Below are 19,554 nucleotides of genomic sequence, written 5' to 3'. Positions count from 1 at the left end.
GGCCGAATCCTGGGCCGGCTCGCACGCCATACCGCGACGGCGGCTTCGCACAACCCCGCCGAGCGGTAGCGAGCAGGCTGTCGCCGGCCCCGCACCCTGACCGGGAGTCTTCCGGGCCGTCGTCCGAGTCGCCCAGGCCGGGGCGTAGGGGGCCGGCGTCCGGGTGATGCGACGGGCGACGGCCACGGCGGCTCACCCCGCGAGGAAGTGGCGGATGTCGGCGGCGAAGGCCGACATCCGCTCCCCGGCCTCCAGCCACGTGGTCACCGAGGCACTCCAGCCTCCGGCGGCATCAGGCCACGGGCGCACGGTCCAGGTCAGACCGACGTGGCCACCGGACCGGAAGACGGCCGAGACGGCCAGGTCCCGGTCGTTGGTCTGCCAACTCCGCTCGCCTTCCCACCCGTGGTAGTCCGCGGCCAGCTTCTCCAGGAACGGCGCGAGATCGCTGTCCCAGAGCCAGGCCACCACCTCGTCGACGCGAGCGGTCAGCCCAGGGGCCCATACTTCGACGGCGTAGTGCACCGAGTCCTCGTCGAAGCTGAACCGGTCACAGAACCTCACGCCGACGGACAGGTTGTCCTGGCAGCCGACGGTCACGTCCACCTGCTCGTCGATGGCGTCGTCCGGAGTGGTCATGCTCCGGACGCTAGGCCAGAGCCACACCCGGCGTCACCGGAGTTCTTCCAGGTGCGCGGGGCCGGCCGGGGCCTCGGGCCGTCCGAGAGCGGCCACCGCCCACTTCGCCCGGGTGGACAGTTCGCTCAGGGCCTTCGCCGAGCCTTTGCTGATCGTGCGCAGCAGGTGGCGGCAGTGCGTCATCGTCGCGCGGGCGAGCTCCGCGTCGCCCGCCTCGACCGCGGCGAGCGTCAGCTCCAGGTGCTGTTCGGTGATCAGACGGCCGAGGCCGCGGCGGTGCCATTCGGAGACCGTCTCATCGGGCGGGGTGCCCTCGGCGCCGACTGCCGTACGTGCGCGTTCCAGCGCGCGCCCTGCCGCCGCGAGGTCGCCCTTGAGGCGTTCCAGGCGGGCGAGGACGTACGCCTCCCCGGCCCGGTCCGCTGCGGTGTCCTGGAGGGAGAGGAGGTTGAACTGGGCGCGGGCTGCCTGGGCGTGGTCGCCGAGGCGTTCCAGCGCGCGGCTCAGCTCGCGCAGCCGGTCCGGGTGCGGACCCGTGTCGTCCAGCAGGCGGATGAGCGCGACGCGGGCGTTCTCGGTACGGCCCTGCCTGCGGGCCAGCTCGATCCAGGTGAACTCGCTCTCCGCGGCCACATTCCGCGCGTGCCGCTCCGACTCCTGGGCACGGGCCCACTCCACGGCTCCGGCGGCGTCGGTGACCTGCCCGGACGTGGCTGACCGCAGGAGCGGAACGTCTTCGTCCCGGCCGTGCAGCGCCACCAGCACCGCGGCCAGCCACCGCTCCGCGAACCACTCGCTCCGCTCGGCGTTCTCGTACTCCAGCAGGAACCGCAGCAGCGGCAGGTCGCCGTCACGGCGGTCGTCCTGTGCCGCACGCAGCACCCCCGCCCGCAGCACCGGGTCCGCCGCCGCCTCCCGCGCGCCGGGGTCGCCGGCGCGCAGCCGTTCCAGCGCCTCACGCCCCGGGGCGAGGACGAGGTCGCGCAGGGGCTGCCGGTAGCGCTCCTCCAGCTGGTACGCGCACAGCTCCGCGGAGTTGAGCAGGACGTAGCCCGGATCGGTGCGCCTGGTGGCGGCCTCCTCCATGGCCACAAGCTCGGCCAGCGGCCGGTCCGTCAGTCCCAGACCGCTGAGCAGCGCGGCGCGCTGCGCGTCCAGGTCGGGGGCGAACGCTTCGCGCGCCTCGGCGTCCCCCGCACGCACCGCGGCACGCAGCCCCTCCTCGTCCAGTCCCTCGGACACCTCCTCGCACCACGCCGGCAGCCGGATGAGGAACTCCAGCGCCTCGGTGACACTGCTGGCGAGCAGCGACGCGTACCCGTCCGAGGACGCGTGGAGCACCGCCTGTCCCCCGCACAGGAAATACGTACCGCCGGTGTCGTCACCCGCGATCGGCTCCAGCGAGGCACCGGAGGCGAGGTGCACCTCCTCGACGTGGTACGCCCGGTTCACGTCGAAGTTGAACGGGAACGCGGCCAGTTCGGCCAGTTCAGGGCGTGTGCGCAGCAGCTCCAGAACGCGGTCGGTCATACCGACGCACCCTAGCGACACGGCGGATCCACGCCCCTGGCTGCTGTCCGCCGCGCCTCCCGCGAGGTTCAGGGCCGGGTGATGCTCAGGCCCGCGTCGGCTGCCGCCTCGAAGCTGTCATCGACAGCGACGACCTTCCGTCCGGTCGCGTCCAGGAGGGAAGCGGCAATCGCCGCGCGCATCCCGCCGGCGCAGTGCACCCACACCGTGCCGTCCGGCACCTCGCCGGCCCGGCCGTGCAGCTCGTGGAGCAGGATGTGCACCGAGCCCTCGATGAAGCCGTCTCCGCGCTCGGAATCCCGGCGCACATCCAGCACCACCACATCCAGCACCACCACGTCCTCGCCGCGCTCGTGTACACCGGCGAGGTCGTGCGTGGGCAGCACGGGCGCCTGGTCGTCGAGCATCGCTGCCAGCCGGTGGGCGGAGGTGTGCTGCGCGCGGGCCAGGTGCTCGGTCAGCCGCGGATCCACCAGATCCGGACGCCCCACGGTGCCGATCAGCAGCGAGCCGCCGGTGAAGACCGCCACCGCGCGGCCGTCCTCCTCCAGCGCGTAGGAGGTGTGGTGCGGGGTGTGGCCCGGGGCGGCGATCGCACGCAGCATCAGGTGCTCGTCCACCTCGAACGTGTCTGGGGTGTGTGTGACGGTCGACCGCCGGTTCTGCTTTCGTCAGTTCTCGCGTACCGCGGCTTTGGCACGGTCGCCGTTGTCGGCCGCGTCCTCGCGGTCGGGAAGGATGACCGGCAGCTCCGCCGCCTCCCATGCCTCAAGGCCGCCCGTCACGCTGTGGACGGAGGACCGGCCTGCGCGGATCGCCCGCGCGCCGCCTCGCACGCTGCGGGTACCCGTGCGGCACACGAAGGCCAGTGGGCCGTCGGGCAGATCCGACAGCGAGGCGGGCAACGTGCTGAGCGCGGCGTGGACGGCGCCGGCCGGGTGACGCGCCGCCCATTCATCCTCTTCGCGGACATCGACCAGCGTGAGTTTCCCGTCCACGACGCGACGATGCGCCTCGGCGGGAGACAGGTCGGCGGGGGTGTGACCGTCGCCGGGGCTCAGGCTCTGCTTCGTGACGGGCAGGACCGTCCGGATCGCCTCGTAATTCGAGGCATGGGCGACGGCTATCTGCTGCCCCATCATCGGGCAGACGTTCATCGCCTCTTCCCAGTGAGAGGTGGACTCCCATTCCGCCACATTGACGAGGCGGAATCTGCTCCCCGGAACGATCGTGCGGAACATGTACGTCCGGATGAAACCGGGTTGAGCGGCCATCACTTCCGCGGCACCCTGCCAGGCGTCGAGATACGAGCTCACCCTCTCCTCGTCGATCTCGATCGGAATGATCACGACATGGCGATTTTCCATCTGCGGCCTCCTCTGTTCTGTAAGGCAATTGCGACTTCCCACGTGCCGCTCGGGCCGGAGAGGTTCTCAGCGAATGAGGGAACACAACCGAGTCCGAGAGGTACCGGCTGTGCTTGTGAGCCGGCACTTTCTGGACGCAGCCTGCGCGCACGTCTCCATGAGCGGCAAAGATCTTTGCTGAACTGGCAAGCCGGTGGGCGTGGCCTGATACACCGTCAGCGGATCGGGTGGCCGCCTCCGTCACAACGAGCTGAGGCAACATCTGCAAGCAAGGTGCTTGCAAAAGTTAGCGCCGGGGTGCACTCTGGTGTGCATGGCCTCGCTCAATGTCGGGAATGTCGGGGAGTTCCTGCGGGAACAGCGGCGGAACGCGAAGTTGTCCCTGCGGCAGCTCGCCGACGCCGCCGGAGTCTCGAACCCGTATCTGAGCCAGATCGAGCGCGGCCTGCGCAAGCCGAGCGCGGAGATCCTCCAGCAGCTGGCGAAGGCCCTGCGGATCTCGGCGGAGTCGCTCTATGTGCAGGCCGGGATTCTCGACGAGCGTGACCGGCAGGACCTGCTCCAGGTGCCCGCCGCGATCCTCGCGGACCCGTCGATCAACGAGCAGCAGAAGCAGGCGCTGCTCCAGATCTACGACTCGTTCCGCAAGGAGAACGGCCAGGGGCGGGAGGCACCCGCTCCGGAGGCGGGCCCGCGCGGCCCGGGGCCCGACGAGCAGCAGACGTAGGAGCCGGCAGGCGTCACAACAGCAGACGTAGCGGCGGGACACCCACCGCAGATCATCTCGTGACGCGAATTCACGAGTTAACGAGCCAACGAGTCCAGCCACGGAGGCGCACCCTCATGCCCAACACGAACGACCTGCGCAAGACCCTCACCGACCCGACGCCGCTCTACTTCGCCGCCGGCGTCGTCGACAAGATCCGCGAAGAGGCGCCCCAGGCCCTCGCCGCGGTGCGCGGGACGGACCCCAAGGAGGTCCAGGCGAGGGTCACCCAGCAGGCCAAGGAGACCCAGGCGAAGGTCAGCGAGGCCCTCGGCGGGATCGACACGGACGTCAAGAAGCTCCGTGAGCAGGCTCAGCACCTCGCGCTCCAGAGCGTCGGCGTCGCGGCTGAGTACGCGGTCAAGGCCCGTGAGACCTACGACGAGCTGGCCGTACGCGGTCGCGAGGCGGTCAAGAACTGGCGGAGCGAGACCGACGAGGCCGAGGTCACCGAGGTGACCGTGCGGCGCGAGCCCGTCAAGGTCGCCGAGCCCCCGGCCGACACCGCGCCGGGTGCCACGGCATCGGGCGCCTCCGCACAGGGTGCGACGTCGTCCGGGACGAAGGCCGGCTCCAAGACCGGTTCCAAGTCCGCCACCGGCACCTCCGCGTCCACCTCCGGCGCCAAGACCTCCGCCTCTTCGGGCTCTGGCGCCACCTCGAACTCCGCTTCCGGCACGGGTTCCGGCTCCGCGACCGGCGGCAAGAAGAGCAGCACCGCCCGCAAGACCACCACGCCGCGCAAGGCCTCCCCCAAGACCGAGTCCTGACCCGCGTGCGCGGGTCGGCGGACGGGAGACGGACGGGCCGGGCACCATTCGCGTGCCCGGCCCGTTCTTCCCTTACTGGGGTACGGTGACCCAACGGCCCGCCCGGCGCCCGGCAAGCGACGAGACAGCGACCGCGACCGACCAGGAGTGTGGACACCATGCTGATGCAGGGCTTCACGACAGTGATGGGACTGATCAATCTCGTCATCCTCGCCCTGGCAGTGTTCGCCTTCGTGGACGGGGCGATCCGGCGCGAGGACGCCTATCGCGCGGCCGACAAGCAGAACAAGCAGTTCTGGCTGATCATCCTGGGCATCGCGGTCGTGGTGAACCTGGTGGTGCCGATGGTGCTGCTCCAGATCATCGGGCTGATCGCCTCGATCGTCTACATCGTCGACGTCCGCCCGGCGCTCAAGCAGGTCGCCGGCGGCGGCAGGGGCGGTCGCCGCAAGGGCGGCAGCAGCAGCGACGGCCCGTACGGCCCGCACAACGGCCGCTGATCCGACCCTGGCCCCGAGGCCACTGACCGGCCCCGAACCGCGCTCCGGCGCCGGGGGAGCCGGCGTCCTCAGCGGCTCCGTCCCGGTCCAGCGCCTCAGCACCTCAACGCCTCAGCAGTCCCGGTCCAGCAGCAGGACCGCCACGTCGTCCGTCAGCTCACCGCCGTTGAGGCGGCGCACATCGTTCATCGTCGCGTCCAGCAGCCGCTCGCCGCGGGCGCCCCCCGCCATCCGGTGGGAGACGATGTCGAGCATGCCCTGGAGCCCGAGCCGCTCCCTGCCGCCCGCGCCCTCGTCCAAGCGGCCCTCGATCAGCCCGTCCGTGTACATCATCAGGCTCCAGGAGCGTCCCAGCGTGACCTGCCGGCGCGGCCAGCGGGCCTTCGGCAGCAGCCCCAGCGCGGGCCCGCTCTCGTCGTAGGGCAGCAGCCGGGGCGCCGCGCCCCCGGCGCCCGCGAACAGCGGTGAGGGGTGTCCCGCGAGGCAGACGCCCGCGCTGCGGCCGTCGGAGGCGATGTCGACGGTGCACAGCGTCGCGAAGATCTCCTCGCTGGCCCGCTCGTGCTCCAGCACCTTCTGGAGCGTGCTGAGCAGCGCGTCCCCGCACAGCCCTGCGAAGGTCAGCGCGCGCCAGGCGATGCGGAGTTCGACGCCGAGGGCCGCCTCGTCCGGGCCGTGGCCGCACACATCGCCGATCATGGCGTGCACCGTGCCGTCGGGGGTGCGCACGGTGTCGTAGAAGTCGCCGCCGAGCAGGGCGCGGGAGCGGCCGGGGCGGTAGCGCGCGGCGAAGCGCAGCTCACTGCCCTCCAGCAGCGGCCGGGGCAGCAGTCCGCGCTCCAGCCGGGCGTTCTCCTGGGCCCGCAGGCGGGTCTCGGTGAGCTGGCGCTGCGCCAGGTCGTTGCGCTTGCGCTCGACGGCGTAGCGGATGGCGCGGGTCAGCAGTCGGCCGTCCAGCTCGTCGCGGATGAGGTAGTCCTGCGCGCCGACCCGTACGGCGTCGGCGTCGCGCTCGGCGTCGGCTCCGTCGGTGAGCGCCAGCACCGCGTGCCGGGGCGCCATACGCAGAACCCGCCGCAGGATCTCCAGCTCGCCGGACTCGGCCGCCTTCCCCTCACGGGCCCCGTCACCCTCACGGCTCCCGCCGCTCTCGTGGGTCCCGTCGCCCTCGCGGGCCTCCGCGGGCTCAGCGGCCGGGCCACCCCCGGGCACAGCCTCGCCCCCACGGGCCGCGTCCGCTCCACGAGCCGCGTCCGCTCCATCGGCCGCGTCCGTCCCACGCCTCGCGCCCCGCACGGGTGTCCCGTCGCCCTGGACCCGTACCCGGCCGTCACGTACGCCGACGCCGTCACCGCTCTCCGCGCGATCGGCGCGGTCGGCACCCTCGCCGCCGCCGTCGTCGCAGGGCAGCGAGAGGTCCAGCAGGATGCAGTGGACATCGTCGGTGAGCAGCCGTGCGGCCTCGGTCAGATTTCGCGCCGTGCGCACTTTCACGGGCCTGCCGCACTCGTCCAGCATGCGCGGCACGCTCAGCGCGCCTGCCGGATCGTCCTCGATCACGAGCAGGGTCAGACCCAGGCCGCCCGCGCCCTGCTGCTCGGCGAGCAGGGCCTGGCCGGACACGGCCTGTGACGCCGCCTGCGACGCGGAGGCCGCTGAAGGCGCGCTTACGGACATGATGAGACCTCTCCCTCCCCCGAGGGCGCGGTGGCGCACCAGACGGCCCGCCATCATGGTTCAGCCCGGAACGCGTGCGTTGGTCGTACGCTCGTCATCCCGGGCTTTCGGACAGGACCTTAGCGCCCTCGCGCACACGTACGGAATGGCTTGAGGTAATCCGCCTCGGTCATATGCCACTGGAAAAACGGGAGTTCGCCGCTCAAAGGGCAGGAATGGCCGGCCCGTGCATGACCAACGTCACGTGGCCCGGCCGTGGCCGATATCACGCCCCACCAAGGCGGTGTGGCCGACGCCATGACCGGGCCGTGGCCCGCCTCACTTGTCGGGGCGTACGACCCCCAGGATCGGCATCGTGCCCGCGCCCTCCACCGTGATCTGCCGTCCGGTGCGCGGCGCGTGCAGGAGCGCGCCGTCGCCGACGTACATCCCGACGTGGCTCGCGTCCTTCTTGTAGATGATCAGGTCTCCCGGGCGCATCTTCCCGACGGGGACCTTGGGCAGTTGCTTCCACTGCTCCTGCGAAGTGCGCGGAATGTGCTTGCCCGCCGCCTCCCAGGCCCGCATCGTCAGCCCCGAGCAGTCGAAGGTGTCGGGGCCCTCGGCGCCCCACACGTAGTCCTTGCCGACCTGCCGGGACGCCCATTCGATGGCACGCCGACCCGCGGGGGACGCCTTGGCCTTGCTCTTCTCCAGCCCCTTGATGGCGCCGGTCTTCAGCCACTTGGCCTGCCGCGCCTTGGCCGCCTCGTCCTCCAGCTGCCGCAGCCGATCGCGCTCTTTCTCCTTGAGGCCCGACTCCATGGACTTGGCCTTCTTCAGCTGCGCGGTGATTTTCTTCTTGGCGGCCTTCTTCTTCTTGCGGTTCTTCTCCAGCTTCTTCCACTCGTCGGTGGCGTCCTCGGCGTAACCCTCCAGCTGGGAGCGGGTCTTGGTGAGGCTGCCGATGACACCGCGAGTGGCCCGCTGGCCCTTGCGCACGAGGGAGACGTCGTGCAGGAAGCTCGCCGGGTCGTTGCCGAGTATGAGCTTGGCCTCGTCCGGCATGCCGCCCGAGCGGTACTGCGCGCGGGCCATGGCGCCCGCGGTGTTGTTGAACTTGTCGAGCTTGCCCTGGGTTGAGTCGATGCGCTTGGCGAGCTTGACGATGGACTTCTGCTGCTTCTTGACCTTGTCCTCGGCCGCGTTGTAGGCGTCCGTCGCGGACCCGGCGCGGTCGTGCAGCCGCTCGATGTCCTTGCGGATCTGCTCCAGGTCGGGCTTGCCCGGCTCACCCGGCTTGGTACCGGGGTCGGGCCGTCGGGGTTCGGCGTAGGCCGTGCCGAGTGCGGGCCCCGCGAGGAGCGCCGTGGCACAGGCGACGGCGAGGGCGCCGCGCACACCGCGCACCCTGCGTGCGCGGTCGCGTTCCGATGAGAGGGTCGAACTGGTCTGCGGCCGTCCCACCCGGGCCACCCCCTGTTTGTATGGTCAACTGAGGCCAACTCAGCGGATGGTGCCATGTCGTCCCCGAAACCAACAGAGCCACGTACCGAGGAGTACGCCCCCCGCCCAGCGCTCCAAGGGCCCGCCCCGGCAACGGGTGGGCGGGTGGGCGAACCGTCACGGCGAGCACCCCCGGGACCGCGCCCCGCCGGCACACCACCCCGGGCAAGGACGGCGGAAACCGGACTGGCGGCCCAAGGCGCCAGGCACCCGGCCCCGGCGCGCACCCCGGAACAGGGTGCCGCCCCCGAGAGGGGGTAAGAGTGGCGGCGGGCCCCGGCAGGCTGAGACCCCCGGCGGGGCGAGGCACCGGGCTGACTGCCGAGGTTCACTCCGCGTTCACTCAGCTCCGTTGGCCGATTCACCTGATCTGCCTAATTTCGGCCTTACACAGAGCGCGTCGCTCCGTCGAACGGGGATCGCGCCCCATAGCCAGAGAGCCAGACGGCCGCCCGGCCGCCTCTCCGGGCCCAGGAAGGAACTGAACGAAAGTGAAGCTTCAGCGCACCAACCGGCACCGCGCCGTAGCTGTCGGCGCTCTCGCGGCCTGTGGCGCCCTGGTCCTGAGCGCCTGCGGCTCGGACGACAACTCCGGTGGTTCCGGCAGCGACACCAGCAAGGCCGCCAGCAAGATCAAGTGTGATGGCGAGGGCAAGCTGCTCGCCTCCGGCTCCAGCGCGCAGAAGAACGCGATGGACATCTGGTCGCAGACCTACCAGTCGGCGTGCAGCAGCACTCAGATCAACTACAAGCCCACCGGCTCGGGCGCCGGCATCCAGGAGTTCCTCCAGGGCAAGACCGCCTTCGCGGGCTCGGACTCGGCACTCAAGCCGGAGGAGATCGCCCAGACCAAGAAGGTCTGCAAGGGCGGCCAGGGCATCAACCTGCCGATGGTCGGCGGCCCGGTGGCCATCACGTACAACGTCAGCGGCGTCGACGACCTGGTGCTGAACGCCGAGGTACTGGGCAAGATCTTCGACTCGAAGATCACCAAGTGGAACGACCCGGAGATCAAGAAGCTGAACCCGGACGCGAAGCTGCCGGGCACCAAGATCCAGGCGTTCCACCGCTCCGACGAGTCGGGCACCACCGACAACTTCACCAAGTACCTCAACACCGCGGCACCGGCCGCCTGGAAGCACGAGCCCGCCAAGAAGTGGGCCGGCAAGGGCGGCCAGGGCGCCGACGGCTCCTCCGGCATCGCGACGAACGTCAAGCAGAACGACGGCGCGATCGGCTACGTCGAGCTGTCCTACGCGACCGGCAACGACCTGAACACGGTCAAGCTCGACACCGGCGCCAGTGAGCCCGTCGAGGCCACGACGGACAACGCCTCCAAGGCCATCTCGGAGGCCAAGATCGTCGGCAAGGGCAAGGACCTCGCCCTCGACCTGAACTACAAGACGAAGGCGGACGGCGCCTACCCGATCGTCCTGGCGACGTACGAGATCGCCTGCGACAAGGGCAACAAGAAGGAGTCGCTGGCCGCGACAAAGTCCTTCCTGAAGTACACCGCCGGCGAGGACGGCCAAAAGGCCCTCTCCGACAAGGGCTACGCGCCGATCCCCGACGAGATCATCACCAAGGTCCGCAGCACGGTCGACAGCCTGAGCTGACCCGAAGCGCCGCCGCGGCGCCTCCCGGCGCAACAACTGAATTCCCGCCGCGACGGCGGGAAGCGAGACGGAGCGGTCCGGCGGTGCCCAACTCACCGCCACCGCTCTCTCGCATGCCCAACCGCGCCCCAAATGTCACGAAACGCGCGGAGAGCAAGCATCCGGTGCACCGCCAAGGGATCCGCGAAACGCAAGGCGTGAAGCGGCCCGCACCAGTCAGACCGGAGAAACCATGGCTACAGAAAACCCGCCCGCAAGGGGCGGGACCCGTAAGGGCGACAAGATATTCCTCGGCCTCTCCCGGGGCTCCGGGATCGCCCTCCTGGTGATCATGGCCGCCATCGCGGTGTTCCTCACCTGGCGCGCCGCGCTGGCCATCGGCGCCGACGAGGGCAACTTCCTCACCACCCTTGAGTGGGACGCCAACGCGGACCCGCCCGTCTTCGGCATCGCCGTCCTGGCCTTCGGCACCGTCGTCAGCTCCATCATCGCGATGGTGCTGGCCGTGCCGGTCGCGGTCGGCATCGCGCTGTTCATCTCGCACTACGCGCCGCGCAAGCTCGCGACCCCGCTCGGCTACGTCATCGACCTGCTGGCCGCCGTTCCCTCGATCGTGTACGGCCTGTGGGGCGCGCTCTTCCTCGTCCCCCAGCTGACCGGCCTCTACGAGTGGCTGGACAGCTACCTGGGCTGGACCGGGCTGTTCACCTACGAGGGCGGAGCCGCGCGCTCGCTGTTCACCGTCGGGATCCTGCTGGCGATCATGATTCTGCCGATCGTCACCAACGTCTCCCGCGAGGTCTTCCGGCAGGCGCCGAAGATGCACGAGGAAGCCGCACTCGCGCTGGGCGCCACCCGCTGGGAGGTCATCCGCATGTCGGTGCTGCCCTTCGGCCGCTCCGGCGTGATCAGCGCCTCGATGCTGGGCCTGGGCCGCGCGCTGGGCGAGACGATGGCCGTCGCCACGGTCCTGTCCCCCAGCTTCCTGATCAGCGCCAGCCTGCTCGACCCGGGCGGCGGCACCTTCGCGCAGAACATCGCCGCGGGCTTCAAGGAGGCCGGGGCCATGGGCCGTGACGCGCTGATCGCCTCCGGCCTCGTCCTGTTCGTCATCACCCTGCTGGTCAACGGCGCGGCCCGGCTGATCATCGCCCGCCGCAAGGAGTACTCGGGAGCGAACGCCTGATGAGCCAGACATTCGCCAAGGACGCTGCCGACGCCCCCGTCGCCCCGGACCCGCCGACCCCCACACTGCGCCAGCCCCGGCTGCCGCGCTGGGCCCCGCTCGGGATAGCCCTGGCCTCCGCCGCACTCGGCGTGGCCGTCGGCGCGCTGGGCGGGCTGGACAGCCGTGTCCAGTGGGGCCTGATCGCCGCGCTGCTCTACATCGGCCTCACCGCCGCCCTCGCCGGCGCGGTCGAGGGCGGCAGGCAGGCCAAGGACCGGCTGGCGACCAGCCTCATCTGGGTCTGCTTCCTGATCGCCGTCATTCCGCTGGCCTCCCTCATCTGGGAGACCATCGCCCGGGGCTCGAAGGTCCTCGACGGCTACTTCCTGAGTCACTCCATGAGCGGAGTGATCACCATGGAGCCGGGCGGCGGCATCTACCACGCGCTGATCGGCACCCTGGAACAGGTCGGCATCGCCACCGTGATCGCCGCGCCCATCGGGCTGCTGACCGCGATCTACCTGGTGGAATACGGCACCGGCAAGCTGGCCAAGGCCGTCACCTTCTTCGTGGACGTGATGACCGGCATCCCCTCGATCGTCGCCGGCCTGTTCATCCTCTCGTTCTGGATCATCATCCTCGACTTCGGATACTCGGGCTTCGCGGGCGCGATGGCCCTGGCGATCCTGATGATGCCGATCGTCGTGCGCTCGACGGAGGAGATGCTCAAGCTCGTCCCCAACGAGCTGCGCGAGGCGTCACTCGCGCTGGGCGTGCCGAAGTGGAGGACGATCCTCAAGGTCGTCCTGCCGACCGCCGTGGGCGGCATCACCACCGGCATCATGCTCGCCGTCGCACGCGTCGCGGGCGAGTCGGCCCCCATCCTGCTGCTGGTGTTCGGCTCCGCGGAGATCAACAACAACCCCTTCGAAGGCGCGCAGTCCTCGCTGCCGTATTACATCTACGAGCAGTGGGCCCTCGGCAACGAGCCGTCCTACGACCGCGCCTGGGCAGCCGCCCTCGTGCTGATCGCCTTCGTCATGATCCTCAACCTGGTCGCCCGCGGCATCGCCCGCTGGAAGGCCCCCAAGCACTAAGGGAGTGATCCCCATGGCCAAGCGCATCGACGTCAGCGGCCTCTCCGCCTACTACGGCGGCTTCCGCGCCATCGACGACATCTCGATGACCGTGGAGCCCCGCTCGGTGACGGCGTTCATCGGCCCCTCCGGCTGCGGCAAGTCCACCTTCCTGCGCACCCTCAACCGCATGCACGAGGTCACTCCCGGCGGCCGGGTCGACGGCAAGGTGATGCTCGACAACGAGGACCTGTACGGCTCGGGCGTCGACCCGGTCTCCGTACGCCGCACCATCGGCATGGTCTTCCAGCGGCCCAACCCGTTCCCGACGATGTCCATCTACGACAACGTCGCGGCCGGCCTGCGTCTCAACGGCGACTTCAAGAAGAAGGACCTCGACGGGATCGTCGAGAAGTCCCTCAAGGGCGCCAACCTGTGGAACGAGGTCAAGGACCGCCTCAACAGGCCCGGCTCGGGCCTGTCCGGCGGCCAGCAGCAGCGGCTGTGCATAGCGCGGGCCATCGCCGTCGAGCCGCAGGTGCTGCTCATGGACGAGCCGTGCTCGGCGCTCGACCCGATCTCGACACTCGCGATCGAGGACCTGATAGGTGAGCTGAAGTCGCTCTTCACGATCGTGATCGTGACGCACAACATGCAGCAGGCGGCGCGGGTCTCGGACCGCACCGCGTTCTTCAACCTCGCCAAGGTCGGAGACCCCGGCCGGCTCGTCGAGATCGACGACACGGAGCGGATCTTCTCCAACCCGTCGATCCAGGCGACGGAGGACTACATCTCCGGCCGATTCGGGTGAAAGCCGGGCGGCTTTCACCCCTCTGACTGCCCGCGGTGCTGCATGGCGGTGCCACCGCGGGCCCCTGCTTCGGGGGCTCTGCCCCGGGCCCCTGGTCCTCAAGCGCCGGACGGGCTGAATGTCAGCCCGTCCGGGGGCACCTCCCGGCCGAAGGCTGGGGGAGCTTGAGGACCAGGGCGTCAGCCGAAGACGAGCTTGACCGCCCAATACACAACCGCCGCGGTCAACGCCGCGGCCGGCATCGTGATGAACCAGCCCAGGATGATGTTCTTCGCGACTCCCCAGCGCACCGCGCTGACCCGCTTGGTGGCGCCGACGCCCATGATCGCCGAAGTGATCACGTGCGTGGTCGAGATCGGCGCGTGGAACATGAACGAGGCGGTGTACATCACGGAGGCGGCCGTCGTCTCCGCCGCGAAGCCCTGCGGCGGGTCGAGCTCGATGATGCGGCGGCCCAGCGTGCGCATGATCCGCCAGCCACCCGCGTACGTACCCAGCGACAGCATCGCCGCGCAGGCGATCTTCACCCAGACCGGGATCTCGTTGTGGTCCTGGACCTCGGCGATGCTGAGGGCCATCACCACGACGCCCATCGTCTTCTGCGCGTCCTGGAGGCCGTGCCCGAGCGCCATGCCGGCGGCGGAGACGGTCTGCGCTATGCGGAAGCCCCGCTTGGCGCGGTGCGGGTTGGACTTGCGGAAGAGCCAGAGGATGACGCACATCACCAGATAGCCGAGCAGCAGCCCGATGATCGGCGAGATGAACATCGGCAGCACGATCTTCTCGATCACGCCGGACCAGTAGACGGCGATCCCGCCCGCGAGCGCCGCGCCCACCATGCCGCCGAACAGGGCGTGGCTGGACGAGGAGGGCAGGCCGAAGTACCAGGTGACGAGGTTCCAGGCGATGGCACCGACGAGTGCGGCGAACAGGATGCCCATGCCGCTGGCGCCGTGCGGGGTCTGGATCAGCCCCTCGCTCACCGTCTTGGCGACCCCGCTGCCGAGGAAGGCGCCCGCGAGGTTCATCACGGCGGCCATGGCCAGCGCGGCACGCGGGGTCAGCGCGCGCGTGGAGACCGAGGTCGCGATGGCGTTGGCGGAGTCGTGGAAGCCGTTCGTGTAAGTGAAGAAGAGCGCGACCCCGACGGTCATGATCAGCGCGAAGGTGTCCACGGAGGGTCAGGACTCCTTGACCGCGATGGTCTCGACGGTGTTGGCGACGTGCTCGAAAGCGTCGGCCGCCTCTTCCAGCACGTCGACGACCTGTTTGAGCTTCATGACCTCGATCGCGTCGTACTTGCCGTTGAACAGGTGCGCGAGCAGCTTGCGGTGGATCTGGTCGGCCTGGTTCTCCAGCCGGTTGACCTCGATCCAGTACTCGGTGAGGTTCGCCATGGTGCGCAGGTTCGGCATCGCCTCGGCGGTCAGCTCGGCGGCCCGCGAGAGGACCTCGATCTGCTGCTCGACCCCCTTGGGCAGTTCCTCGATCTGGTAGAGGACGACGAGATCGACGGCCTCCTCCATGAAGTCCATGATGTCGTCGAGGGAGGAAGCGAGGTTGTAGATGTCCTCGCGGTCGAACGGCGTGATGAAGGAGGAGTTGAGCTGGTGGAAGATCGCGTGTGTCGCGTCGTCCCCGGCGTGCTCCGCGGCCCGCATCCGTTCGGCGATCTCGGCGCGCGCGGAGGAATCCGCCCCGAGCAGTTCCATGAGGAGCTTCGAGCCCGTCACGATGTTGTCCGCGGAGGCCGCGAACATGTCGTAGAAGCTCGTCTCCCTGGGGGTCAGACGAAAGCGCACTGGGGGTCCTCGGAATGCATCGGGGTCGGTCGACTTGATGCTAAGCGCATCATCCGGCCACGGCGAACCGGTGACCCCCAGTGTCACCCATGGAAGCCCGCACACTGAAGCGGGCTCCGCGAAGTCCGGTATCCTATACCCACCTGGGGTATGAGACGCAGTCGTCCGCCCCTCGTCCACAACGGGAGGACCGCATGACGTCTCCAGAGACAGGCCCGCCGGACACCGTGGCCGAGGCCACCTCCGAGGGCTGCTCGGCACACCAGGCGACCGGTGAGCACGGTTACACCAAGAACAAGGACGCCCACGTCAAGCGGCTGCGCCGGATCGAGGGCCAGATCCGCGGCCTCCAGCGGATGGTGGACGAGGACGTCTACTGCATCGACATACTCACCCAGGTCTCGGCCTCCACCAAGGCCCTCCAGTCCTTCGCGCTCCAGCTCTTGGAGGAGCACCTTCGCCACTGCGTCGCCCACGCGGCGCTGGACGGCGGCGCCGGGATGGACGCCAAGGTCGAGGAGGCCACCGCCGCCATCGCCCGCCTGATGCGGACCTGAGCGGACCTGCGCGGGCTGAGCCGACGGCAGGACGCGTCGTCAACAGCGAGGTGCGTCGTCCAGCTCGCCCGCCGCGCGCCGGAGGACCTCGTCGATGCGCGCCACGCTCAGCGGCCCCTCGGCGGCGGACGCGGCGATCATCAGCTCGCCGCACAGCTCGATCTCGGCGAGGGCCACGTGGTCCTGGAGCCGGGATCGTCGCTGGCCACGGCCCCCACGGCCGTCGCCCCTGTCGTCAGGCATAGACGCAGGCACACGTATCACCTCCTGTGCTCCTCATGTCGAGCGGCGGAGCGCCCTGATGCGCCGCACCGATGCGCCAGAGCCCAGCTCCCCAGCGTAGGGAGTGCCACACCCTCCGCGCATGGCACTTCCGAACCATTTCGCATCGGGCCGCCTCCCTGTACGGATCCCTTCGGATCTCTGCGGATCTCCTCGGATTCCTACGGATCCCCACGGGTCCGCGCGGACCCCCACGGATCCTTACGGTGCCGCGATCTTGCCCGCGTAGATGTCGCGAGGCTCCGGCATCACGACCCTCACCCGCGTTCCGAAGCGGTCCAGGCTGGTCGTCGAGGTGACGGCGATGCCCTCGCCCTCCTCGGCGGAACCGGTGGATCCGGCGGAACTCCCGGCGAAGGTGAAGCGGTGCTGGACCTTCCGGAGGCGTCCCTGCCCGTCGAGGTAGACGTCAAACGGCACCCGGTGGCCGGAAAAGCCTTTCTCTGCCGCCCTCAACTGCCGCTGCGCGTGCGGGGGCGCGGCCACGGCGGCGCGCTCGATGTCCACCACGCCACTGAAGTGCCACACCCGCTCGCCGCCCAGCTCACCGGTGCCCTCGTAGACCGTCCGGCGGGCGCCGCGCAGCAGCTCGGCGGCGCTGACGGGGTCGGTGGCGCCGCCGGTCACCAGGTTTCCGTCCGGGAGGCTCGTGGTGTCCACCCGGACCCACTTGTCGGCCGGAACCCCGGCTCCACGGTTCTTCATGTAGAGCGCGCCGGGTGCGACGAGTTCGGTGACCGGCCTGCGCTCCCCGGGCCTGGCGCCCTGGGCGCCGCTGGGCAGCGTGACCTTCAGCCGGCCGGTGCGGCGCGCGAGGTCGAAGACACCCGCGCCCGCGACGGTGACCCGGGTGCCGCCGCTGGCCATCTCCATGGAGGTGCGCACCCGCGCGCTCCCGGCCGCGGCAAGCGTGTCGGCGGCCCGCCGTACGGCGGCTGGGCCGGGAGGGCTGCCGGGGTTCGCGTCGCTGCTGGCGGAAGCGCCGCCCGGCGAGCATCCCGTCGCGGTGAGGAGCGTCACGCCGACCGCACCGGCCGCGGCCAGGACCCGGACGGTGACCGCGCCGCCTCGTTCGTGCCGCACCACTGCCATGTCCTGCCGACCCCTCGTCCCGGTCGCTGCCCGGTCCGGCCCGTCCCGCTGCCGCCGTCCGGATTTGCCGGTTCAACGAGGCCCTGTCAGGTGCCGTCACGGCCCGCGTACGGTGGTCACGTGCGAGAGCGAGCCCCCGAACACCAGCCGGACGCCGCCTGTGCACCGCACCGGACCTCGGTCCAGGAGCGGGGCTCTTTCTGCTGGGCGTCCTGCGGCTGCGGCTGGCGCGGTCCGGCACGCAGGGCCCGGGACCGCGCCCGCGCGGACGCGCGGGACCACGAGTCCGCCGCCGCCTCCCCCTGAGCAGCACGACGCCCCCGCCGGGTGGCCCGGCGGGGGCGGAGTAACGGGGGACGCGGAGTAACGGGGACGGGGCGCCGGCGGCCGAGAACTGGGCCCAGCGGCTGGTCGCCTCGGCTGGGAGCCGGCTCTCAGGCGGCCAGGTCGCGGTCTCCGGGACGGCGCTCCCGGGCACCGTCCTGACCGCCGGCCGTGGGCCCGCCCGCGGACTCGGCCGGGCCCGCCCACATGAGGGTCCGCAGCCGGGGGCTCTTGGCCAGGCCCCGGACGGCGGGGGTGAGCGCCCACATCGCGGGGGGCGCCAGGAGCAGCGCCACGGCGGTGCCCAGCGCCAGCCCGCCGATGACGTCCGTGGGGTAGTGCACGCCCATGTAGACGCGGCAGAAGCCCTCCAGGACGGCCAGGACGATCGCGACGAGGCCGAGCTTGCGCTGGACCATGAAGATGCCGACGGCGATGGCCATGGTGAGCGTGGCGTGGTCGCTCACGAACGAGAAGTCGGTCTTGCCCTTGACCAGGACCTCGATGCCCTTGTGCTCCAGGAAGGGCCGGGGGCGCTCCACGAAACCGCGGATCGGGATGTTGACCGCCAGCGCGATCAGCGCCGCCAGGGGTGCCCAGAGCAGCCCGGCGAAGCCCGTCAGCCCCTCTTCGAGGGTCTCGCGCTTGCGCGTCACGCCCCACCAGGCCCACAGGGCGAGGACTACCAGGCCCAGGGCGATGCCGTACTCGCCGACGTACTCCATGATCCGGTCGGCCCAGGTGGGCGCGTCCTTGGCCAGGCCGTTGATCTCATGGAGCAGTTCGACATCAGGGTTGTCCCAGGCTGCCATCGCGGTGCGGCCCCTCACTTCGGCTTCGTGTGCTCATCGCTGGATCTGCGCTGACGACCCCCCGTGGTCGCTGTGCGGAAGTCCCGTTCCGCAGAGGAAAACGCCCCGCGCCGGGTGAACCGTTCCGTTCTTACCGAACGATCACCATGACGTTATCCAAGAGTGACCCGTTACCGCAGCTCAGGGCCTATGCCTCACGGATTGTTGACGGAATCCTCCCCTGTCCCCCCTACCCACGGCACCACCCCCACCTGGTCACCCGTCCGTCGGGCGGGTGGCGCCGAAGTACTTCGGGGTGTCGATCGGATCGAACCTGATCTTGGCACCGGTATAGGGCGCGTCGATCATGTAGCCGCCGCCGACGTAGATGCCGACGTGGTCGATGGAGCGGGAGTTGTTCAGGTCGGTGCCGAAGAAGACCAGGTCACCCGGCATCAGCTCGTCGCGTTTGGGGTGCGGCCCGGTGTTGTACTGATCGTTGGCGACGCGCGGCAGGTCTATGCCCACCGACCTGTACGCCGCCAGCGTCAGACCCGAGCAGTCGAACCTGCCGCCCTGCTCCGGAGTGCCGTTGCCGCCCCAGAGGTAGGGGGTGCCCAGCTTTTCCTGGGCGTAGGTGATGGCGCCCGCGGCCTGCTTGGACGGGTCGAGACGGGACTTCTTGTTGGCGGCGAAGCTCTGCTCCATCTTGCGGATGGTGGAGACGTAGTTCTTCGTCTCCTGGTATGGCGGCACCCCGCCGTACTTGATGACCGCGTACGCGCCGGCGTTGTACGCCGCGAGCATGTTGTCCGTGACGTTGCCGGGCGCGTCCTTGACGTACTTGGCCAATTTGCAGTCGTAGCTGGCGGCCGACGGGATCGCGTCCTCCGGATCCATCACGTTGCGCTTGCCGTCGCCGTTCGCGTCGATGCCGTGGGTGGCCCAGGTGCCGGGGATGAACTGCGCTATGCCCTGGGCCTGGGCCGGGCTCTTCGCGTCGGGGCGCCAGCCGCTCTCCTGGTAGAGCTGAGCGGCGAGCAGCGCGGGGTTGAGCGCCGCGCACTTGTTGCCCCACTTCTGCACCAGGCCCGCGTAGGCGGCCGGCACCGAGCCCTTGGCCAGGTTCACCGCACCGCCGGCCGCCCCCTGCGCCATGCTGGAGGCGGCGACGTATGTGCCCACGACGAGGAGCGCGACGAACAGGGACAGCACTCCCAGCCCGCCGCCGACACCCAGCAGCCACAGCTTTCTACGGCGCACTCCTCAACCATCCCCCCGCGGACACCGGTTCAGTGACG

20 protein-coding genes and 1 pseudogene are annotated in these 19,554 nt (G+C 70.1%); 9 read left to right on the top strand and 12 right to left on the bottom strand.

Features of this window, described 5'->3' with window-relative positions; genetic code table 11:
- Window positions 1-192 precede the first annotated feature (192 nt).
- The 4 genes and pseudogenes from OHB04_RS22300 to OHB04_RS22285 form a co-directional block, all read right to left on the bottom strand.
- On the bottom strand, window positions 193-639 hold the full coding sequence (locus tag OHB04_RS22300; protein WP_326689473.1) for a DUF6228 family protein: 447 nt from the start codon (window positions 637-639) through the stop codon (window positions 193-195).
- 33 nt (window positions 640-672) lie between these two features.
- Window positions 673-2,169 (bottom strand): hypothetical protein, encoded by a 1,497-nt coding sequence (locus OHB04_RS22295; RefSeq protein WP_326689472.1) that lies wholly within the window; start codon window positions 2,167-2,169, stop codon window positions 673-675.
- Between the two features lie 68 nt (window positions 2,170-2,237).
- Window positions 2,238-2,801: pseudogene (locus OHB04_RS22290) on the bottom strand (rhodanese-like domain-containing protein); the annotation flags it as partial.
- Window positions 2,802-2,840: 39 nt separating this feature from the next.
- Complete coding sequence (locus tag OHB04_RS22285) at window positions 2,841-3,536, bottom strand: rhodanese-like domain-containing protein (protein ID WP_326808122.1); 696 nt, start codon at window positions 3,534-3,536, stop codon at window positions 2,841-2,843.
- Window positions 3,537-3,849: 313 nt separating this feature from the next.
- On the opposite strand from OHB04_RS22285, the gene OHB04_RS22280 reads away from it, so the two are divergent.
- The 3 genes from OHB04_RS22280 to OHB04_RS22270 all read left to right on the top strand — a co-directional run bounded on the left by OHB04_RS22280 (window position 3,850) and on the right by OHB04_RS22270 (window position 5,572).
- On the top strand, window positions 3,850-4,263 hold the full coding sequence (locus OHB04_RS22280; RefSeq protein WP_326689470.1) for a helix-turn-helix domain-containing protein: 414 nt from the start codon (window positions 3,850-3,852) through the stop codon (window positions 4,261-4,263).
- A gap of 116 nt (window positions 4,264-4,379) precedes the next feature.
- Entirely contained in the window at window positions 4,380-5,072 is a 693-nt protein-coding gene (locus tag OHB04_RS22275) for a hypothetical protein (protein ID WP_326808121.1), read from the top strand.
- 158 nt (window positions 5,073-5,230) lie between these two features.
- Entirely contained in the window at window positions 5,231-5,572 is a 342-nt protein-coding gene (locus OHB04_RS22270) for a DUF2516 family protein (RefSeq protein WP_326689468.1), read from the top strand.
- A gap of 111 nt (window positions 5,573-5,683) precedes the next feature.
- Here OHB04_RS22270 and OHB04_RS22265 read toward each other — a convergent pair whose 3' ends face one another.
- Complete coding sequence (locus tag OHB04_RS22265; RefSeq protein ID WP_442815104.1) at window positions 5,684-7,090, bottom strand: PP2C family protein-serine/threonine phosphatase; 1,407 nt, start codon at window positions 7,088-7,090, stop codon at window positions 5,684-5,686.
- 477 nt (window positions 7,091-7,567) lie between these two features.
- A complete protein-coding gene (locus OHB04_RS22260; protein WP_405807418.1) occupies window positions 7,568-8,638 on the bottom strand; it encodes a C40 family peptidase in 1,071 nt (356 codons plus the stop codon).
- 587 nt (window positions 8,639-9,225) lie between these two features.
- Here OHB04_RS22260 and pstS point away from each other — a divergent pair.
- The 4 genes from pstS (at window position 9,226) to pstB (ending at window position 13,405) form a co-directional block, all read left to right on the top strand.
- Complete coding sequence (gene pstS / locus OHB04_RS22255; protein ID WP_326689465.1) at window positions 9,226-10,350, top strand: phosphate ABC transporter substrate-binding protein PstS; 1,125 nt, start codon at window positions 9,226-9,228, stop codon at window positions 10,348-10,350.
- Window positions 10,351-10,582: 232 nt separating this feature from the next.
- On the top strand, window positions 10,583-11,536 hold the full coding sequence (pstC, locus tag OHB04_RS22250) for a phosphate ABC transporter permease subunit PstC (RefSeq protein ID WP_326689464.1): 954 nt from the start codon (window positions 10,583-10,585) through the stop codon (window positions 11,534-11,536).
- Window positions 11,536-12,615, top strand: a complete 1,080-nt coding sequence (gene pstA, locus OHB04_RS22245; RefSeq protein ID WP_326689463.1) for a phosphate ABC transporter permease PstA — start codon at window positions 11,536-11,538, stop codon at window positions 12,613-12,615. Before pstC ends, pstA begins: the two co-directional genes overlap by 1 nt.
- A 13-nt stretch (window positions 12,616-12,628) precedes the next feature.
- The gene (gene pstB, locus OHB04_RS22240) at window positions 12,629-13,405 is read left to right on the top strand and encodes a phosphate ABC transporter ATP-binding protein PstB (RefSeq protein WP_326689462.1); all 777 of its coding nucleotides are present in this window, start codon (window positions 12,629-12,631) and stop codon (window positions 13,403-13,405) included.
- 179 nt (window positions 13,406-13,584) lie between these two features.
- Here pstB and OHB04_RS22235 read toward each other — a convergent pair whose 3' ends face one another.
- Together OHB04_RS22235 and OHB04_RS22230 are read right to left on the bottom strand one after the other, a co-directional pair.
- The gene (locus OHB04_RS22235; protein ID WP_326689461.1) at window positions 13,585-14,580 is read right to left on the bottom strand and encodes an inorganic phosphate transporter; all 996 of its coding nucleotides are present in this window, start codon (window positions 14,578-14,580) and stop codon (window positions 13,585-13,587) included.
- A 6-nt stretch (window positions 14,581-14,586) separates the two neighbouring features.
- A complete protein-coding gene (locus tag OHB04_RS22230; RefSeq protein ID WP_326689460.1) occupies window positions 14,587-15,207 on the bottom strand; it encodes a DUF47 domain-containing protein in 621 nt (206 codons plus the stop codon).
- Between the two features lie 194 nt (window positions 15,208-15,401).
- Between OHB04_RS22230 and OHB04_RS22225 the strand changes: the two genes are divergently transcribed.
- On the top strand, window positions 15,402-15,764 hold the full coding sequence (locus tag OHB04_RS22225) for a metal-sensitive transcriptional regulator (RefSeq protein ID WP_326689459.1): 363 nt from the start codon (window positions 15,402-15,404) through the stop codon (window positions 15,762-15,764).
- Window positions 15,765-15,803: 39 nt separating this feature from the next.
- On the opposite strand, the gene OHB04_RS22220 is transcribed toward OHB04_RS22225, so the two are convergent.
- Window positions 15,804-16,007 (bottom strand): hypothetical protein, encoded by a 204-nt coding sequence (locus OHB04_RS22220; protein ID WP_326689458.1) that lies wholly within the window; start codon window positions 16,005-16,007, stop codon window positions 15,804-15,806.
- A 240-nt stretch (window positions 16,008-16,247) separates the two neighbouring features.
- Window positions 16,248-17,138 (bottom strand): hypothetical protein, encoded by an 891-nt coding sequence (locus OHB04_RS22215; RefSeq protein ID WP_326689457.1) that lies wholly within the window; start codon window positions 17,136-17,138, stop codon window positions 16,248-16,250.
- 120 nt (window positions 17,139-17,258) lie between these two features.
- Between OHB04_RS22215 and OHB04_RS22210 the strand changes: the two genes are divergently transcribed.
- On the top strand, window positions 17,259-17,444 hold the full coding sequence (locus OHB04_RS22210) for a hypothetical protein (RefSeq protein ID WP_326689456.1): 186 nt from the start codon (window positions 17,259-17,261) through the stop codon (window positions 17,442-17,444).
- A gap of 128 nt (window positions 17,445-17,572) precedes the next feature.
- Here OHB04_RS22210 and OHB04_RS22205 read toward each other — a convergent pair whose 3' ends face one another.
- Both OHB04_RS22205 and OHB04_RS22200 read right to left on the bottom strand, forming a co-directional pair.
- Entirely contained in the window at window positions 17,573-18,274 is a 702-nt protein-coding gene (locus OHB04_RS22205) for a phosphatase PAP2 family protein (protein WP_326808118.1), read from the bottom strand.
- A 255-nt stretch (window positions 18,275-18,529) separates the two neighbouring features.
- The gene (locus tag OHB04_RS22200; protein ID WP_326808117.1) at window positions 18,530-19,516 is read right to left on the bottom strand and encodes a C40 family peptidase; all 987 of its coding nucleotides are present in this window, start codon (window positions 19,514-19,516) and stop codon (window positions 18,530-18,532) included.
- Window positions 19,517-19,554: the final 38 nt, after the last annotated feature.

It is taken from the genome of Streptomyces sp. NBC_01775, from assembly GCF_035917675.1.
GTDB lineage: Bacteria > Actinomycetota > Actinomycetes > Streptomycetales > Streptomycetaceae > Streptomyces.
This window is presented reverse-complemented; position numbering and strand designations above follow the sequence as displayed.

Coding starts and splice junctions, on each gene's coding strand:
- OHB04_RS22300 (WP_326689473.1), bottom strand. CDS start 639: ATGACCACTCCGGACGACGCCATCGACGAGCAGGTGGACGTGACCGTC.
- OHB04_RS22295 (WP_326689472.1), bottom strand. CDS start 2,169: ATGACCGACCGCGTTCTGGAGCTGCTGCGCACACGCCCTGAACTGGCC.
- OHB04_RS22285 (WP_326808122.1), bottom strand. CDS start 3,536: ATGGAAAATCGCCATGTCGTGATCATTCCGATCGAGATCGACGAGGAG.
- OHB04_RS22280 (WP_326689470.1), top strand. CDS start 3,850: ATGGCCTCGCTCAATGTCGGGAATGTCGGGGAGTTCCTGCGGGAACAG.
- OHB04_RS22275 (WP_326808121.1), top strand. CDS start 4,380: ATGCCCAACACGAACGACCTGCGCAAGACCCTCACCGACCCGACGCCG.
- OHB04_RS22270 (WP_326689468.1), top strand. CDS start 5,231: ATGCTGATGCAGGGCTTCACGACAGTGATGGGACTGATCAATCTCGTC.
- OHB04_RS22265 (WP_442815104.1), bottom strand. CDS start 7,090: ATGCTGGACGAGTGCGGCAGGCCCGTGAAAGTGCGCACGGCGCGAAAT.
- pstC (WP_326689464.1), top strand. CDS start 10,583: ATGGCTACAGAAAACCCGCCCGCAAGGGGCGGGACCCGTAAGGGCGAC.
- pstA (WP_326689463.1), top strand. CDS start 11,536: ATGAGCCAGACATTCGCCAAGGACGCTGCCGACGCCCCCGTCGCCCCG.
- pstB (WP_326689462.1), top strand. CDS start 12,629: ATGGCCAAGCGCATCGACGTCAGCGGCCTCTCCGCCTACTACGGCGGC.
- OHB04_RS22225 (WP_326689459.1), top strand. CDS start 15,402: ATGACGTCTCCAGAGACAGGCCCGCCGGACACCGTGGCCGAGGCCACC.
- OHB04_RS22220 (WP_326689458.1), bottom strand. CDS start 16,007: ATGCCTGACGACAGGGGCGACGGCCGTGGGGGCCGTGGCCAGCGACGA.
- OHB04_RS22215 (WP_326689457.1), bottom strand. CDS start 17,138: ATGGCAGTGGTGCGGCACGAACGAGGCGGCGCGGTCACCGTCCGGGTC.
- OHB04_RS22205 (WP_326808118.1), bottom strand. CDS start 18,274: ATGGCAGCCTGGGACAACCCTGATGTCGAACTGCTCCATGAGATCAAC.